This is a genomic window from Granulibacter bethesdensis, from assembly GCF_001889525.1.
Classification (GTDB): Bacteria; Pseudomonadota; Alphaproteobacteria; order Acetobacterales; family Acetobacteraceae; genus Granulibacter; species Granulibacter bethesdensis_C.
On the sequence record NZ_CP018192.1, the window covers coordinates 233308 to 249382 of the forward strand.

The following is a 16075-nucleotide window of genomic DNA, read 5'->3' on the forward strand; positions in this document are numbered from 1 at the left end:
CCGAATAAAAACCAGTTTCTTTTGCATCATGGAGAGCGAGATTACGCATGTCTGAAGGCTTGTTTGCCGGGCAAAATCCGGCCCAGTCCCGACTGGGGCAAGGTGCTCCCGGAAATGTGGCCGCACCATCTGGTGCGGATCAGCAGGCTGCTGCACAGAACACAGCCTCCCGTATCATGAGCGAAATTCAGGTTTCCGCGCATGTCATGAAGCTGGATACCGGGCTGTTCTGCTTTGTCCAGACGCCAAGCCCAAATCGTCCGTTGGACAATAGCGGGCTGCCAGCGATTCGGGTTTCCCTGCCGCCGGGACATGAACATCGGCCCCATGCCATTTCGGTGACATCTTTCCGGGAAGATGGCTGGTTGTACGGCCCCGCCGATGCCGCGCTGGTGCGGGTTATGCAGCCGCAGGCTCAGGTGCTGGTCACAATTTACCAACAGCCCGGCCAGCAGGATTCCGCACCCCGGTTACAGGTGCTGCGTCTGGCTGATGGGGTGCCTTTTGGCGGTATTCCCTCCGCCCCTCCTCTTCAGCCAGGTTTCATGCAGCCGGGAGCAGTACCGCCGCCGGGTGTGATGCCGCAGGTGGGGGTTCCTCCGATGCCACCACCACAGGGCGTTCCTCAAGGCATTCCGCAAGGGATGCAACAGGGTGCACCCCAGGGGCCGGCTCAGTCATTTGAACCGGTCAGAACGCAATCCGGTGCTATTCCCGATATTATTGCTCATATCCGTATGCAGGGGGATGTCGGCGACCAGTTGGGTGAATGGATTGGCGAGCGAGGCAGTACCCGCTGGATCGAGGGCTTTATGATCATGCCGCAAAGCCTGATCGATCCGAAAGATATAGAATATCAGGGTGTTCTTGGACGTGGTTGGTTGTCCCCGTGGATGGAAGGCGGCCAGCTTTGCGGCAGCCGGGGCATGGCATTGCCGTTGCTGGGGCTGAAGGCGCGGTTGCGTAACAGGGCCGCCGAAGCTTTCGAGATAAGCTACGAGGGCAGTTTCGTGGATGGGACAGCTATTGGGCCGTTGGCAGGCGGGGAGACGCTGGAAGCGACCAATATGGCTCCTCTGGAAGCATTCCGGATCATTCTGCGCCCAAAAACCAGTGTCCCCCGGCCTGCTCCCAAGGCATCAACCCGTAAAGCAGCCTCCTCGGCCCGGGCAGGTGCACGGCGCAACGCATGAGGCCGGTACACGGTATTTGAAATAAAAAGGGGCAGCACCATCTTTGAAAGGGTGCTGCCCCTTTGCGGGCGATTACCTGATATGGATTTGATGTGAAATTCCTGTTTGTCCATCAGAATTTTCCGGGACAATTTTTGCATATTGTCCGCTCACTGGCGGAAGAAAACCGGCATGAAATTATCTTTTTGACGGAGGAAAACCCCAATTTTCTGGGGGGGGTCCGGAAAATGGTCTACCGGATGTTACGTCAGCCAGAGCCCAATGTTCATCTCCATGCCAGAGATATGGAACTGGCGGCGGTCCGGGCCGAGGCGGTGGCATCGGCGGCGCGTAATCTGCTGCTTCTTGGGTTCAGGCCCGATATTATTATTGGCCACCATGGCTGGGGAGAGTTGCTGAACCTGCAGGATATTTGGCCAGGTGTCCCCTTGCTTGGATATTTCGAATTTTTTTATCGTACCTATGGAACGGATGTGAATTTCGATCCGGAATTCCCGAGTGGGCCTGATTTCCTGCCCAATGTGCGCAACAAGAATGTCGTCAACTTCCTGGCGTTGCAGTTGGAGGGCATGGGGCAGACCCCGACACGGTTCCAGTTGGAGACATATCCGGAATGGGCCAGGGAGCGGATTCGGGTTGTTCCTGAAGGCGCTGATCTGGATGCCTGTACGCCTGATCCAGCGATCCGTAAGCAACCCTATCAGCTAGGCGATTTCCATGTCGCGCCGGATGAGAAGCTGATCACCTTCGTATCCCGTGATCTGGAGCCTTATCGCGGCTATCACGTCATGGTACGCGCCCTGCCGAAGATTTTGGAAGCTCGCCCCGATGTGAAAGCGATTCTCGTCGGCAGGGACGGGGTCAGTTATGGCGCTCGGCCCGTCAACACCACATGGAAAGAGCATTTCCTGAACGAACAGGCCGGGCGTCTGGATATGAGCCGGGTCTGTTTGCCGGGGCGTATCGACTATGAGGAGTTTTTAAAATTGCTCCAACGGTCGAACGCACATGTCTATCTGACCTATCCCTTCGTGCTGTCGTGGTCGCTCAGGGAGGCTCTGGCGACGGGCTGTGCCATTATCGGCAGCGATACCGCGCCGGTGCTGGAATTTCTGACGCATGAGGAAAATGCGTTGATCACACCGTGCCTCGATCCTGACAAGCTGGCGGATTCTGTCCTGCGTCTGCTGTCAGATGAAAAGCTCGAGAAAAAACTGCGGCGGAATGCCCGGCGCTATGCCGAGAAGCATCTCCGTATGGAGGACCATCTGGCCAGTTTCCGCGCCCTGATCTCTGAAATGACGGGGCAGGAACTGTAACCAGTCAGGCCCTGTCAGGCGTGATATAAAAAGGGGCGGCAGGCGTTTTTCCTGTCCGCCCCGTTTTTTTATTTCGCTGCGCGCTGGATGGAGGCGGTGATGGCAGCCTCGGCCGCAGCCTTGTCGCCCCAGCCGGTGACCTTCACCCATTTGTTGGGTTCCAGATCCTTATAGCGCGTGAAGAAATGCTCGATCGCCTTGCGGGTGATTTCCGGCAAATCCTCGATTTTTTCCACCGTGCTGAATTGCGGATGCACCTTGTCATGCGGGACGCAGATGATCTTTTCGTCGATCCCGCTTTCGTCTTCCATGTTCAGAACGCCGATCGGGCGGGCGCGAATCACGGCACCCGGTACTACGGGGGCGGGGGTCAAGACCAGCGCATCCGCTGGATCGCCATCATCGGCCAGCGTACCGGGAATGAAACCATAGGAAGCGGGGTAGGCCATGGGTGTGAACAGGAAACGGTCCACGATCACGGCGCCGGAGTCCTTGTCCACCTCGTATTTCACCGCAGAACCTTGCGGAATTTCGATCACGACATTGATGTCACTGGGGGGCTGCTTGCCAATGGCCAGCTTGCTGACGTCCATGAGAGGATACTCGTCTCGTTAAAGAAAAAGGTCGGCGCACCGTAACGGCCAGAGTTGTCCTTGCCAACATGGCGTAGTTGTGGTTCCCCTCCCTTCGCACCGTGTCGTACCGGGTGGGGGGCGTTGTTCCCCAACTGGTGGCGGCGGCGCGATACTCTCATGCGCCTGTAGCTCAATGGTTAGAGCGGACCGCTCATAACGGTTTGGTTGCGGGTTCGAGTCCTGCCGGGCGCATATTTCGATCTCCGTCGGCCGCGGCTTGTTCAGACGCGGCCGACTGGTCAACCGCCGGGAGCCAGATATGGCCAGCTACCAGTATGTCTATGTGATGAAGGATGTGACGAAGGCTTATCCGGGCGGCCGGGAAGTCTTCAAGGGCATTACCCTGTCCTTCCTGCCGGGCGTGAAGATCGGCGTACTGGGTGTTAACGGGGCCGGTAAATCGACCCTGATGAAAATCATGGCCGGAATTGAAAAAGAATATGGCGGCGAGGCTTGGGCCGCAGAAGGTGCCCGTGTCGGTTATCTGTCTCAGGAGCCACAGCTCGACCCCACCAAAACAGTGGCGGAAAACGTCGGCGAGGCGTTTGCGGAGCTGAAAGCGGCGATCGACCGCTTCAATGAAATTTCCATGGCGTTCGCCGAACCCATGGATGACGACAAGATGAACGCATTGCTGGCCGAGCAGGCCATGTTGCAGGAAAAGATTGACGCGGAGGATGGCTGGGATCTGGACCGCCGCGTTGAAATCGCGCTGGACGCGCTGCGCTGCCCGCCGCCGGAGACTTTGGTGGACCGGCTGTCCGGCGGTGAGCGCCGTCGTGTTGCACTGTGCCGCCTGTTGCTGGAGAAGCCCGATCTGCTGCTGCTGGACGAACCGACCAACCATCTGGATGCGGAAAGCGTGTCCTGGCTGGAACGCACGCTGCGTGATTATGCGGGCACGGTGATGGTCGTCACCCATGACCGTTACTTCCTGGACAACGTGACCAACTGGATTCTGGAGATCGAGCGGGGCCGTGGCTATCCGTTCGAGGGCAACTACTCCTCCTGGCTGGAGCAGAAGCGCAAGCGTCTGGCGCAGGAAGAAAAGGAAGAGAGCAACCGCCAGCGCGCCCTGGCGGCGGAGCAGGAATGGATTCAGTCCAGCCCTCGCGCGCGTCAGGCCAAGAGCAAGGCCCGTATCCAGCGTTATGAGGAATTGCTGAACAAGTCTCAGGAACAGGCTGGTGGCGTAGCGGATATCGTGATTCCGCCCGGCCCCCGTCTGGGCGGCACTGTGATCGAGGCGGAAGATCTGCGTAAATCCTTCGGCAATCGTCTGCTGATTGACGGGCTGAACTTCAAGCTGCCGCCGGGTGGTATCGTCGGCGTCATCGGTCCGAACGGCGCAGGCAAGACGACTCTGTTCCGTATGATTACCGGGGTGGAGCAGCCCGATTCCGGTTCCCTGACCGTGGGTGACACCGTGAAGCTGGGCTATGTGGATCAGAACCGCGACAGTCTGGACGACAACAAGACCGTCTGGGAAGAAATCAGCGGCGGCACGGATGTCATCCATCTGGGCAAGCGCACAGTGGCCAGCCGGGCCTATGTCGGGGCTTTTAATTTCAAAGGACCCGATCAGCAGAAAAGAGTCGGCGTGTTGTCAGGCGGTGAGCGTAACCGCGTGCATCTCGCTAAAATGCTCAAGAGCGAGGCCAATGTGATCCTGCTCGACGAGCCGACCAATGATCTGGATGTCGATACATTGCGGGCCCTGGAAGACGCTCTGGCGGATTTCGCAGGCTGTGCCGTGATTATCAGCCATGACCGCTGGTTCCTCGATCGTCTTGCAACGCATATCCTCGCCTTCGAAGGCGATAGCCATGTCGAGTGGTTCGAAGGTAACTTCCAGGCCTATGAAGAGGATAAGCGACGCCGACTTGGCGCCGAGGCCACCGAGCCACATCGTATTAAGTACCGCCCGCTGGAGCGTTGAGGACGGGGCGGAGCGCTCCCCCGCCCTTGCAGCTGTTGCTCCTCTGGCGGATTTGATCCCGGCCGGGCGCATTCTGCGCACCGGGCGGCTTCTGTTGTACCCTGTCACCTATGCCGATCTGCCCGATCTATGCCGGATCAAAGCGGATCCCGGGGTCTTCGCGATCATGCTGGGCGGGGTTCGTAATTCCTTGCAGGCAGCGGAGGATCTGGCCGCTGATATTGCTTTCTGGGGTCAGCATAATGTCGGGATGTGGGCGGTGCGGGACGCCCATACCGGTCATTTCGAGGGCCTGACTGGTCTGATGGGCCGCCCGGATGGGCGTGGCATGTCGATTCGTTTCGCATTCTGGCCGGAGGCGCGTGGGCGTGGTTATGCCCGCGAAGCGGCGGGAGCCGCTTTGCGCTATGCCCATGATGTTGCAGGGGTGGAACGTGTCATCGGGGTTGCGCGGGAGGAAAATTGGGGTTCCCGCATGGTGCTGGGCAGTATCGGCATGCGGCATGCCGACAGCTTTATGCGGGATGGATACCGAATGCTGGTTTACGAAAGCTGGCGGATGGGACGTCCGCCGGCATAAGTCAGCGCAGGAACGTGCCGAAGGAGCGCGGGCTGTTCCCCGCTTTCACAAGCGCCTTCTGATAGCCGTTTTCGGCATCGAGAATAGACAGTGTATCGTCCATCCAGTTGACGACGTACAGGGTCTTGCCGTCCGTGCTGGTCTGGATGCCTTCAGGGTAGGAACCGACACGGAAGGTGGCGATCAGCTTGAGGCTTACCGTATCGAATACGGTGACGGAATCAGACATCTCGTTGGTTACATACCCGCGCTGCCCATGCACGGCGACGACGTAAGGGCGATGCCCGGTCGGAATCCGGGCCAGCAATGTGCGTGATGGCAGGTCAATGACGGCGACATCATTGGATTCGACATCGGCGGCATAGGCGCGTTTACCATCCGAGGAAACCGTGACGCCAAACGGATGCTGCCCGGTCTTGATGGAGGCCAGATGTTTGAAATGCACAGCATCAAGGATGGAAACCTGATTATCTTCCCGATCCGCGCAAATCAGGTTTTTGCCATCGGGTGTGAAAGCCAGACCGGAAGGAGATTTCCCGGTTTCAATGACAGCTTTGACAGCACCACTTACGCTGTCCAAAGCGGTGACATGATTGGCAAACCAGTCCGCCACAAACACGGTTCTGCCATCCGGTGAAACGGCGACGCCCAGCGGTGCACCGCCAACTGTAATACGCTTGATTACACTGCGCTGCACAGCATCGAGAATGGTGAGGCTGTGATCTTCAGGGGCGGTGACATAGGCGCGGCTGCCATCCCGGCTCATGGCAATTCCGGCGACATCCCCCCTCATTGGAATGGAGGCGACCGGTTTTGTGCTCTCCAGATCGATGATGGTAACCATGTGACCCTGCTGATCGGTCACGAAAGCCTCCGCCGTCCGGCCCGTCAGCGGGGCAAGGAGAAGGGAAGCGACCGATAACGCGCTCAGCAGGGTCCTGATCATGGGGGTTTTAACCGCCGAATTTGGCCTTCAAGGCGGCAAGACCGGCTTTCATGTAGTCGGCGACCGCCTTTTTGGACGCTTCATCGTTCAGGTTCGGCGGCGGATCATTGTTCATGTAGCCGCGATAAAAAGCCGCGTTCCATTCGACGGTGGATTTGCCACCAGCCGCCGGAGAGACGGACAGCTCCGTGGACAGGTCGTTCGCGGGCAGGGCATCCGGGTTGGGCTTGGTAAGGAAGGTTTTGTACAGATGCTCGGTGGCATCGTACTTATCCAGAGACTCGGTGATCGGCTTCCCGGACGCTTTCAGCGTCAGGGTGCGCAGGGAGGTAACCTTGTTACCGCCATCACCGGTGACGCTCGCCACGGCAGGATTCCAGCTCATGTCATGGAAATTGCCGATGACGGCCCAGACTTTGTCCGGAGTTGCGTTGACCGTCACGGATTCCTCGACCTTCTGACGGGTCGGGCCATGGGCGGAGGCCTGTGAAGCGGCAAAGGAGGATACAAGAACCGGAACAGCCAGCATGGCTGCGCGGGCAGGGGTAAGCCAGTGAAGAAGCATGACAATCTCCCGTTGGGGCGGCAAATATTGCCCGCTCTTTTCCGCAGAACAAGCGTGCCTGAAGGAAAAAGTCTTAAATTCGAGGTTTTGTTTGATCGGTTTTTGCAGCGCCAGTGATGGCACTGAAAAAACGCTCTGTTTTATTCCCCCGCCTGCCGGCTGATGGCAGAGATCAGGGTATCGAGATCCTGGTTATGATGTTGCAGGAAGCTGGCATAATCCTGCCGTTGGGTCAGCCGCAGGCTGGTGCCTTCCGCCAGCACATCCACAATACGGGGGGGACCGCCCTGTGTCGCCACAACCCACTGGACGTTGGCCGGGGCATTTCCGGGGCGATGAATGATGGTCTGAACCAGCGTATTTTCGCCTTGTGGCGTCACGCGGCCAAGCGTGTAGCTCATTCCTTTTGCTTCGCCGATCTTGCTGGTGACGTTGCGGACGAGAACCTTGTGAAACAGGCTCAGATATTGCTGCCGTTGTTGCTGTGAGGCACTCGTCCAGTAACGGCCAAGGCAGAAGCGTCCCACATTATCGACATCGATATAGCTGTCGACGATACGGGTCAGTTCGGCTTTTTTCCTGGCTTCGCTGGGGGAATTATTGACCGCAGCCACCAGTTCATTCCCGGCGCGACGGATGAAGTCGGCCGCTACGTTGCTCTGGGCGTGGGTGGGCAGGGGTAGAAATGTGGCACCGGCAAGAGCGGCGGCCAGAAACAGTCGTCGATTCAACACAATGGCATCCATGAGGTTCAGTTTTACCATTCACGCGGGAGCGGTCGGCGTAAAAACCCGGTCTCCGGATCAGGGTTGTCCCGGTCCGGAAGCGGGGAACAGATCTTCATCCTTTACCGTCCCTTTGTTGCGGGCATCTTCGATCACGCTGGCGCGGTGCTGACGGAACAGGCTGCGGAACGTGGCGTAAGGGTCTAACGACGTTTCCTGGATCGAGTTCAGCACATCATTGGCCTGATCGCGCATGTCGGCAGCCGAGACGCTGTACTGTGTCCAGAGCAGCTTGTTGACTGTAGCGCCCTGCCCAACCCATGTGGTGGGGGACATGGCAACATCGACGCCATAGCCGGATGCATCACGCGGATTGCTGGGCCCCAGAATAGGCAGGAACAGAAACGGGCCTTCCGGTACGCCCCATAACGCCATGGTAACGCCGAAATCGGTATCGTGGCGTTTGATACCCATATTGCCTGCCACATCGAACAGGCCGCCAATGCCAAGCGTGCTGTTGATAGCGAAGCGGGACAGCGTGTCGCCGGCGCGCTTTCCGTTCCACTGCAGAACGTCATTGGCCAGGATCACGGGGGTCTGGATATTGGTAATCGCGTTGCGGAACCCGGTGCGGACTGGGGAGGGGACAACATAATGATAGGCAAGGGCCACCGGTTTCAGCACCACCGCATCAATGGCATCGTTCACCTGGTACATGACCCGGTTGGTGGGTTCCAGCGGATCGTTGGCCTGCTGGTATTCCGCGACAGCTTCCTTGTCGCTGGCAGGTGGTTTCGTCGCACATGCGGCTATCAGGCCGGGCAGCAGCAGGACAGCCGCAAGCCGGCGCAACGGAAGCCCGAACGGACGCATGGTCGAAACTGTGTCAGAACAATCAGCGCGCATGGGCGGCAGGTCCTTGAAGAATTAAGCCCCACCGTGAAGGTCGGGGGTGATGGCCAGACAGCCTGTCTCTGCGAACTGTTGTAGCATGCAGTTACGGGGCTGCAACGCATCCGGATGTATGAGGTTGTGCATCATGGCACTATCAGGCAAGAGCTAGCCATCACTGTGGCTGTCAGGTGACAACACCGACCGGCTTTTCCCTTCCGGTGCGAGGGGATGGATGGAGACAGAGGGATATGAATCGTCTGGCGGGTCAGGAACAGCAGGGTGCAAGCGCGACATTGCGGCGCTGGCTGACCGGCCCGCGCGTGACCGGGCTGCCGGCCATGGATGCGGAGCATCCTGTGCCGCTGCTCTCGTTTGAGTTCTTCCCGCCGAAAACGGCAGCCTTGGAACGTCAGCTCTGGTCCTGCATCCGCCGTCTGGAGCCGCTGGGGCCTCGTTTTGTCTCCGTCACCTATGGGGCCGGCGGCTCGACTCAGGCCCGTACGCATGAGACCGTCGCCCGTATCGTCCGTGAAACCAGCCTGACCCCCGCTGCGCATCTGACCTGTGTGGGTGCCACACGCGATGAGGTCGATGAGGTCGCTCGCCATTACTGGGAGGCTGGGGTAAGGCATATCGTCGCTTTGCGGGGGGATATGCCGGGCGGTGCCCCGTATCAGCCCCATCCGGGCGGATACGCCTATGCCTCCGATCTGGTGGCCGGACTGAAGCGGATCGGAGATTTCGAGATCTCAGTGGCGGCCTATCCCGAGACTCACCCGGCTGCACCGGATGCCGGCTTTGACCTGGACAATCTGAAACGCAAGCTTGATGCCGGGGCGACACGGGCGATCACCCAGTATTTTTTCGATACGGATACGTTCCTGCGTTTTCTGGATCGCTGCCTTGTCGCAGGTATTACCGCGCCGATCGTGCCCGGTATCATGCCTGTCTCCAACTATGCGCAGGCGGTTCGTTTCAGCACGGCGATCGGTACCAGCGTGCCGGATTGGCTGGGCCGCCTGTTCGACGGGCTGGAAGACGATGTGGAAACCCGCCGTATGGTGGCGGCGGTGGTCGCGGCAGAGCAGGTCAGGCTGTTGCAGGCCAACGGGATTGACGAATTTCACTTCTATACGTTGAACCGTCCTGATCTGGTCTATGCAATTGCCCGTATTCTGGGTGTTCATCCCCCTGCCGCACCCGTCGCCTGAATAGGTTTGAGCTTTTCCCCTCCGGACTGCCCCTGCACGGATGTGGCCCTGCACGGATGTGGTCTGACAACATATATCGGATTTTGTGACCGATCATCCTTCATCGCCGTTTCCTCCTGCTGCTTCTGTCCCGTCTGAGGGGGGGGAGGCGTATCTGGCGCGCCTGAACCCGGAACAGCGGGCGGCGGTGGAGACAATTGATGGGCCGCTGCTGGTGCTGGCCGGCGCAGGCACGGGCAAGACACGGGTGCTGACCACCCGCTTTGCCCATATCCTGAAAAGCGGACGTGCTTTTCCCAATCAGGTTCTGGCCGTCACCTTCACCAACAAGGCTGCCCGGGAAATGCGGGAGAGGGTCGGGGCGATCCTCGGCGAGACGGTGGAGGGGCTGTGGCTCGGCACATTCCATGCGCTCTGCGCCCGTATGCTGCGGCGGCATGCGGAGTATGTCGGCCTGTCCTCGAATTTCTCGATTCTCGACAGTGATGACCAGATGCGCCTGCTCAAGCAGGTGGCGGAGACGTTCCGGGTCGATACCAAACGATGGCCGCTGCCCGGCCTGATGGCCGCCATCCAGCGCTGGAAAGATCGCGGCCTGACGCCGGAGCGTGTGACCCCGGCTGAGGATACGGATTATGCCTCCGGCCATGCTGTCGCGATCTATCGGGCCTATCAGGAGCGGCTGCGGACACTCAATGCGGCTGATTTCGGCGATCTGCTGCTTTTTATGACGGAGATTCTCCGCTCCCGGCCGGAGGTGCTGAGCCAGTATCATCGGGCTTTCCGTTACATTCTGGTCGATGAGTATCAGGACACGAATCTGGTCCAGTATCTCTGGCTGCGTCTGCTGGCGCAGGGACGGCAGAACGGGGATCAGAACATTTGCTGCGTCGGGGATGACGATCAGAGCATCTATTCCTGGCGCGGTGCGGAGGTGGAAAACATCCTGCGCTTCGAAAAGGATTTCCCCGGCGCTCATGTGGTGCGGCTGGAGAGTAATTATCGCTCGACCGCCCCCATTCTTGGCGCTGCGGCCGGGCTGATTGCGCATAATGAAGGGCGGCTCGGCAAAACGCTGCGTCCGGGCCGGACCAATGCGGAAGGTGAGAAGGTTGATGTCATCTCGCTGTGGGATTCCGATGAGGAGGCCCGCATGGTGGGGGATCGCATCGAGACAGCGCGTCGTAACCGTCACCCTTTGTCGGAGATCGCGGTGCTGGTCAGGGCCGGCTTTCAGACCCGCTCCTTCGAGGAAAGGCTGATTACTCTGGGCGTGCCCTATCGTGTCATTGGCGGGTTGAGGTTCTATGAGAGGGCCGAAATTCGGGATGCGATCGCTTATGCGCGGCTGTTGGCCCAACCTTCCGATGATCTGGCGTTCGAGCGGATCGTGAATGTGCCGCGTCGTGGCGTGGGAGAGGTCGCGTTGCGTGGCCTGCATGAACGGGCCAGGGCTGATTCCGTCCCGCTGCTGGAAGCCGCTTCACGGCAATTGGCCGATGGTAAGTTGCGCGGGAAAGTGAAAGAGGGCATCGCTGCCTTCCTGCAGGGGCTGGAGAGTTGGCGGCGCATGCTGGGTAGCGAAGGCCATGTCGCCACCATGGCCACCATGCTGGATGAGAGCGGCTATACGGAGATGTGGAAGCAGGACAAATCACCCGAGGCGCCGGGCAGGCTGGAAAATCTCAAGGAATTGCTGCGCGCCATGGCCGAGTTCGATGCTCTGCCCGGTTTTCTCGATCACGTCTCGCTGGTGATGGAGAATGAACAGGATGCGGGCGACGACAAGGTCAGTCTGATGAGCCTGCATGCCGCCAAGGGACTGGAATTCGACATGGTTTTCCTGCCGGGTTGGGAGGAAGGCCTGTTCCCTCATCAACGGGCGTTGGATGAAGGTGGCCTGAAAAGCCTGGAGGAAGAGCGGCGGCTGGCTTATGTGGGCCTTACGCGCGCGCGACAAAAAGCCGTGATCAGCCACGCCGCCAACCGGCGCATTTACGCCAACTGGCAGAGCGCCATTCCCAGCCGCTTTATCGAGGAGCTGCCGCCGGACTGCATCCAGTCGCAGGGGTCGGCAGTGATGGAGCGGGAGCAGCGGTTGCGGGGTGGATTCGGAGGTGGCGTTCAGTTCCCGATGCTGGCGACCCGCACCGGCCCCCGTACTGCCCCCTGGGCCGCAGCACCACGGGTGCAGGAAGCATGGGAACAGCCTGGCCGGGCATCTCAGGCAGGGCGGTTTTCGGTCGGCAGCCGGGTTTTTCATGAAAAATTCGGCTATGGAACGGTGACGGCGGTGATTGATGACCGTCTGGACGTGACATTCGACAAGGCAGGCACGAAACGCATTCTCGACAGTTTCGTGGAACCGCGATGAGGAAGACAGATCAATGAGCCGCCATGCCACCGCTCTGGAGACGGTGCGCGTCATCGTTCCCGATGAAGCCGTCTATGCTTATGAAGCGGCGTTTCAGACCGTGTGCGGCAATGTCGGTCTCTGGCTGGATGAGGATACCGGCCTCTGGCATATCGAGGGGGTCAGGGAGCGTGGTACGCCGGGCCTCGATCAGGCTCTGGCGCTGGCTCGCCTTGCCAGCGGTACGGATGCGGAGATCATCCGCACCGAAACGCCTGCCGATGGCTGGCTTGCCCGCACCTATGAATCATTCCCGGAACAGCTCGTAGGTCGCCGTTTTGCGGTGCGCGGCACACATCTGAACGGTCCCGACACGCCTGGCCGGATCACGCTGCGGCTGGATGCGGGGGTCGCGTTCGGCTCCGGCGAGCATGGCTCGACCCGTGGCTGTCTGCTGGCGCTGGAGCAACTGGTTGCAAAAGCCTCGCCAAAGCGGCGGGTCATCGATCTGGGAACAGGCTCCGGCATTCTTGCCATGGCAGCGGCACGGCTGATCAAGCCGCATCCGGTGCGGGTGATGGCGGCGGATATTGAACCATGGTCAGTGCGTACCGCGCAGCAGAATGCAGTGCTGAATCGGGTATCAAGACGGCTCGACTGTCTTGTCTCGGATGGATGGAAGCGGCGTCCCATCCGGGCCAGGGCACCTTATGATCTGATTTTCGCCAATATTCTTGCCCGCCCTCTCTGTGGTATGGCCTATCATCTGGCGCAGTCTCTGGAACCGGGTGGCCATGTGATTCTGGCCGGATTGCTGGCGACCCAGATGCGGATGGTGTTGGCAGCCTATCGCCGTCAGGGGCTGGTGCTGTGGAAAGCGATTCCGCAGGGACATTGGATGACATTGATCCTTCACAAGCGTCCGGTGACCTCTTTGGAAAAAGCGGTCTCTGCGGCATAATTGAAGACGCTTATCATCATAAAAGAAGAGACGCGCTGAATGCTTCTTCCTCTTCCGACTGACAGAAAACGTGCTGCGGTCGTTGATCTGGGGTCCAATTCGGTACGCCTCGTGGTGTTTGAGGGGCAGTCACGGAACCCGTTACCGATTTTCAACGAAAAAGCGGTGCTCCGGCTTGGGCGCGGATTGCAAAGCACAGGACGGTTGAACGATGAAGGGGTCGGGCAGGCGCTGGTTGTCATGGCGCGGTATTACGCGTTGGCCCGCGCGATGCATGCCGATCCGTTCGAGGTATTGGCGACTGCAGCGGTGCGGGATGCCGAAAACGGTCCTGATTTTGTGGCGGCACTGGAACGGATCATGCCGGGCGTGCCGATTCTGGTGCTGTCAGGGCATGAAGAAGCCGCGCTGTCGGCACAGGGTGTGCTGTGCGGCATGCCGCAGGCAAGAGGTATTCTGGCCGATATTGGTGGTGGCTCGCTGGAAGTGGTACGGCTGGATGGGGGGCAGGCACAAGATGCCGCTACCCTGCGGCTTGGGGTCATCCGGCTTGCGGATCGTGCCGGAGGCGATCCGGCCAAGGCGCGGACACTGGTCGATACTGACCTTGCTTCCGTACCGTGGCTGGGGCAGCAGCCGGGCCAGGATCTGCTGCTGGTGGGCGGGGCATGGCGCGCAATGGCGCGTATCCATATGGCTCAAACCGGTTATCCGCTGAATATGGTGCACCATTACACGATCAGCCGGGATGAAGCACGGGATCTGACTGGTGTCATCGCTTCCGCCAGTCTTAAAGGGCTGGAGCGGCTTCCTGCCGTTCCACGCCGTCGGATGGAAGATCTGCCCTATGCGGCTTTGGTGCTGCGTCGGTTGCTGCGCGCCACTGGCTGTCGTCGTGTTGTATTCTCGGCCAATGGTTTGCGCGAGGGCTGGTATATGCGCACGATCCCGCCGGAGATCGCCGCACGTGATCCATTGCGGGCGGTCGCCGAGGAAGATGCGCGTCTTTATAGCCGTGATCCTGCTCTGCCTGGCCGTCTCTGCGCCTGGACGGATGGATTATTCCCCGATGAGACCGAGGAACAGAGGCGTCTGCGCGAAGCCTGCTGTCTGATGTCCGATATCGGGCATCACGATCACCCTGAATTCAGGGCAGAGCAGGCGTTTCATTATCTGCTGCGTCAGCCGGGCAGCGGCCTCGATCATCATGGTCGGGCTTTTCTGGGTTTGACGATTGCCATGCGATATGAGGCCGATCCGGCTTCTCCCTGGCTGCTGCCGGCGCGTTTGCTGCTGGATAGTGCTGCAGCACTTCGGGCTGACATTCTGGGACATGCCCTTCGGCTGGCCTATACATTGTCCGGTGGCACGCCGGCCCTTCTGGCACTGGCGGGTCTGAACGCACGGGATGGAGCACTGGAACTGCGGCTGCATCGCGGTGGGGGTGTTTTTGCCGGTGAAAGCGTGGTGCGCAGGCTGGAGCAACTGGCCCAGATCATGGGCCTGCGACCCATGATTACAGAGGGGTAAGCGATTAGGCCGCTGGTCAGGCTGTGGTGATCAGTTTGATTTGCTTGCCGTCCACGCCAAGACAGATCTCACCGTTTTTCAGGGCGAGAGCATCCTGACCGAATACGTCCCGCCTCCATCCGGTCAGAGCCGGGACGTCCGGTTCCGCCTCGGTTGCCAGCCGGTCCAGATCTTCCGAGGACGCCAGCAATTTCGGAGCGACATTATGCTGTTCGCTTTTGGCTGCCAGCAGCACTTTCAGCAATGAGACGAGAGCGGGAGAAGGGCGCGACCCACTCTCCCGGCTGCGCGGAATCGCGGGAAGATCAGAGTCCGGCAGGCCCCTTGCCTCGGCAATGGCCGCCAGCAGGGTGGCGCCTGACCGGCCTTCCGCAAAGCCGCGCCCGACTCCACGGGCCTGTGCCAGAGACTCTGCATCGGCAGGGGAAGTGGCGGCGATTTCCAGCAGACTTTCATCCTTGATCAGACGCTGCCGCGGAATGTTCAGGCGCTGTGCCTCAACCTCACGCCAGGCGCATATGGCGCGCAGCAACCCCAGATAGCGCCGGTTATTGGTGCGAGGCCGCAGTCTTTCCCACATCGTGACCGGATCGGTGCGATAGGTTGCGGGATCGTTTAGCACCGCCATTTCCTCCGACACCCAGCCCAGGCGGCCTTCTTTTTCCAGTCGATCGCGAAGCGTCTCATATACACCACGCAGATGGGTGACGTCGGCGGCGGCATAGTCGATCTGGGCCTGAGACAGGGGACGGCGGGACCAGTCGCTGAACCGGTGCGCCTTGTCGATATGACCGCCGGTCAGCGAGGAAACGAGCGTGTCATAGCCGACCTGATCGCCAAACCCCGCCACCATGGCGGCAACCTGTGTGTCGAACATCGGTTGCGGGATGGCGCCGAAGCGCAGCAGGAAAATTTCAATATCCTGCCGGCAGGCATGAAACACTTTGATCACCGCCGGATCAGCCAGCAATTCTCCCAGCGGGGCGAGATCCAGTTCCGGCGCCAGCGTATCGATCACGGCGACGCAATCCGCCCCGCCAAGCTGCACGACGCAAAGTTCCGGCCAGTATGTGCGTTCTCGCATGAACTCGGTATCAATGGTGACGTATGGCTCCCTGCGCAGCGTCGTGCATAACGCTGCGAGGTCTTCGCTTCTTGTCATCAAGGTGGGGCTGGGAAATCTGGAGCGGGACTGGCGGGACATAGGGCTGCTTTTATACCCGT

14 protein-coding genes and 1 tRNA gene are annotated in these 16075 nt (G+C 59.8%); 9 read left to right on the top strand and 6 right to left on the bottom strand.

Translation table 11 applies throughout. The features are described from left to right. The first annotated feature begins 47 nt into the window (after window positions 1–47). Window positions 48–1193, top strand: a complete 1146-nt coding sequence (locus GbCGDNIH6_RS01015) for a PAT1 family protein (protein WP_081369897.1) — start codon at window positions 48–50, stop codon at window positions 1191–1193. Between the two features lie 92 nt (window positions 1194–1285). Beyond that, window positions 1286–2512 (top strand): glycosyltransferase, encoded by a 1227-nt coding sequence (locus GbCGDNIH6_RS01020; RefSeq protein ID WP_072562545.1) that lies wholly within the window; start codon window positions 1286–1288, stop codon window positions 2510–2512. Window positions 2513–2580: 68 nt separating this feature from the next. Here GbCGDNIH6_RS01020 and ppa read toward each other — a convergent pair whose 3' ends face one another. After that, window positions 2581–3105, bottom strand: coding sequence for an inorganic diphosphatase (gene ppa, locus GbCGDNIH6_RS01025; protein ID WP_011630907.1), 525 nt, complete (start codon window positions 3103–3105; stop codon window positions 2581–2583). A gap of 161 nt (window positions 3106–3266) precedes the next feature. Between ppa and GbCGDNIH6_RS01030 the strand changes: the two genes are divergently transcribed. From GbCGDNIH6_RS01030 to GbCGDNIH6_RS01040, 3 genes are all read left to right on the top strand, one after another. Next, window positions 3267–3339: transfer RNA gene (locus GbCGDNIH6_RS01030), tRNA-Ile, on the top strand. A gap of 67 nt (window positions 3340–3406) precedes the next feature. Further along, entirely contained in the window at window positions 3407–5086 is a 1680-nt protein-coding gene (ettA, locus tag GbCGDNIH6_RS01035) for an energy-dependent translational throttle protein EttA (protein WP_072562546.1), read from the top strand. Next, complete coding sequence (locus GbCGDNIH6_RS01040; RefSeq protein WP_332455403.1) at window positions 5031–5666, top strand: GNAT family N-acetyltransferase; 636 nt, start codon at window positions 5031–5033, stop codon at window positions 5664–5666. Before ettA ends, GbCGDNIH6_RS01040 begins: the two co-directional genes overlap by 56 nt. A 1-nt stretch (window position 5667) precedes the next feature. Here the strand turns inward: GbCGDNIH6_RS01040 and GbCGDNIH6_RS01045 are convergent, their stop codons facing one another. The 4 genes from GbCGDNIH6_RS01045 to GbCGDNIH6_RS01060 form a co-directional block, all read right to left on the bottom strand. After that, window positions 5668–6612: a YncE family protein gene (locus tag GbCGDNIH6_RS01045; protein WP_081369898.1), complete on the bottom strand. Its 945-nt coding sequence runs from the start codon at window positions 6610–6612 to the stop codon at window positions 5668–5670. Between the two features lie 7 nt (window positions 6613–6619). Next, window positions 6620–7177 (bottom strand): SRPBCC family protein, encoded by a 558-nt coding sequence (locus tag GbCGDNIH6_RS01050; protein ID WP_095413420.1) that lies wholly within the window; start codon window positions 7175–7177, stop codon window positions 6620–6622. Window positions 7178–7317: 140 nt separating this feature from the next. After that, entirely contained in the window at window positions 7318–7911 is a 594-nt protein-coding gene (locus GbCGDNIH6_RS01055) for an MlaC/ttg2D family ABC transporter substrate-binding protein (protein WP_038515772.1), read from the bottom strand. Window positions 7912–7980: 69 nt separating this feature from the next. Next, window positions 7981–8808 (bottom strand): MlaA family lipoprotein, encoded by an 828-nt coding sequence (locus tag GbCGDNIH6_RS01060; protein ID WP_025285782.1) that lies wholly within the window; start codon window positions 8806–8808, stop codon window positions 7981–7983. A gap of 236 nt (window positions 8809–9044) precedes the next feature. Between GbCGDNIH6_RS01060 and metF the strand changes: the two genes are divergently transcribed. The 4 genes from metF (at window position 9045) to GbCGDNIH6_RS01080 (ending at window position 14851) form a co-directional block, all read left to right on the top strand. After that, window positions 9045–10007 carry a methylenetetrahydrofolate reductase [NAD(P)H] gene (metF, locus tag GbCGDNIH6_RS01065; protein WP_051496826.1) on the top strand — a complete coding sequence of 321 codons (963 nt, stop codon included), beginning with the start codon at window positions 9045–9047 and terminating at the stop codon, window positions 10005–10007. Window positions 10008–10092: 85 nt separating this feature from the next. Next, window positions 10093–12381 carry an ATP-dependent helicase gene (locus GbCGDNIH6_RS01070; protein ID WP_072562547.1) on the top strand — a complete coding sequence of 763 codons (2289 nt, stop codon included), beginning with the start codon at window positions 10093–10095 and terminating at the stop codon, window positions 12379–12381. Window positions 12382–12394: 13 nt separating this feature from the next. Continuing rightward, on the top strand, window positions 12395–13321 hold the full coding sequence (locus GbCGDNIH6_RS01075; RefSeq protein ID WP_025285785.1) for a 50S ribosomal protein L11 methyltransferase: 927 nt from the start codon (window positions 12395–12397) through the stop codon (window positions 13319–13321). Between the two features lie 39 nt (window positions 13322–13360). Next, window positions 13361–14851, top strand: a complete 1491-nt coding sequence (locus GbCGDNIH6_RS01080) for a Ppx/GppA family phosphatase (RefSeq protein ID WP_072562548.1) — start codon at window positions 13361–13363, stop codon at window positions 14849–14851. Window positions 14852–14867: 16 nt separating this feature from the next. Here the strand turns inward: GbCGDNIH6_RS01080 and rnd are convergent, their stop codons facing one another. After that, window positions 14868–16055, bottom strand: coding sequence for a ribonuclease D (gene rnd, locus GbCGDNIH6_RS01085; RefSeq protein WP_072562549.1), 1188 nt, complete (start codon window positions 16053–16055; stop codon window positions 14868–14870). Between the last annotated feature and the right edge of the window lie 20 nt (window positions 16056–16075).

Coding starts and splice junctions, on each gene's coding strand:
- GbCGDNIH6_RS01015 (WP_081369897.1), top strand. CDS start 48: ATGTCTGAAGGCTTGTTTGCCGGGCAAAATCCGGCCCAGTCCCGACTG.
- ppa (WP_011630907.1), bottom strand. CDS start 3,105: ATGGACGTCAGCAAGCTGGCCATTGGCAAGCAGCCCCCCAGTGACATC.
- ettA (WP_072562546.1), top strand. CDS start 3,407: ATGGCCAGCTACCAGTATGTCTATGTGATGAAGGATGTGACGAAGGCT.
- GbCGDNIH6_RS01045 (WP_081369898.1), bottom strand. CDS start 6,612: ATGATCAGGACCCTGCTGAGCGCGTTATCGGTCGCTTCCCTTCTCCTT.
- GbCGDNIH6_RS01050 (WP_095413420.1), bottom strand. CDS start 7,177: ATGCTTCTTCACTGGCTTACCCCTGCCCGCGCAGCCATGCTGGCTGTT.
- GbCGDNIH6_RS01060 (WP_025285782.1), bottom strand. CDS start 8,808: ATGCGCGCTGATTGTTCTGACACAGTTTCGACCATGCGTCCGTTCGGG.
- metF (WP_051496826.1), top strand. CDS start 9,045: ATGAATCGTCTGGCGGGTCAGGAACAGCAGGGTGCAAGCGCGACATTG.
- GbCGDNIH6_RS01075 (WP_025285785.1), top strand. CDS start 12,395: ATGAGCCGCCATGCCACCGCTCTGGAGACGGTGCGCGTCATCGTTCCC.
- GbCGDNIH6_RS01080 (WP_072562548.1), top strand. CDS start 13,361: ATGCTTCTTCCTCTTCCGACTGACAGAAAACGTGCTGCGGTCGTTGAT.
- rnd (WP_072562549.1), bottom strand. CDS start 16,055: ATGTCCCGCCAGTCCCGCTCCAGATTTCCCAGCCCCACCTTGATGACA.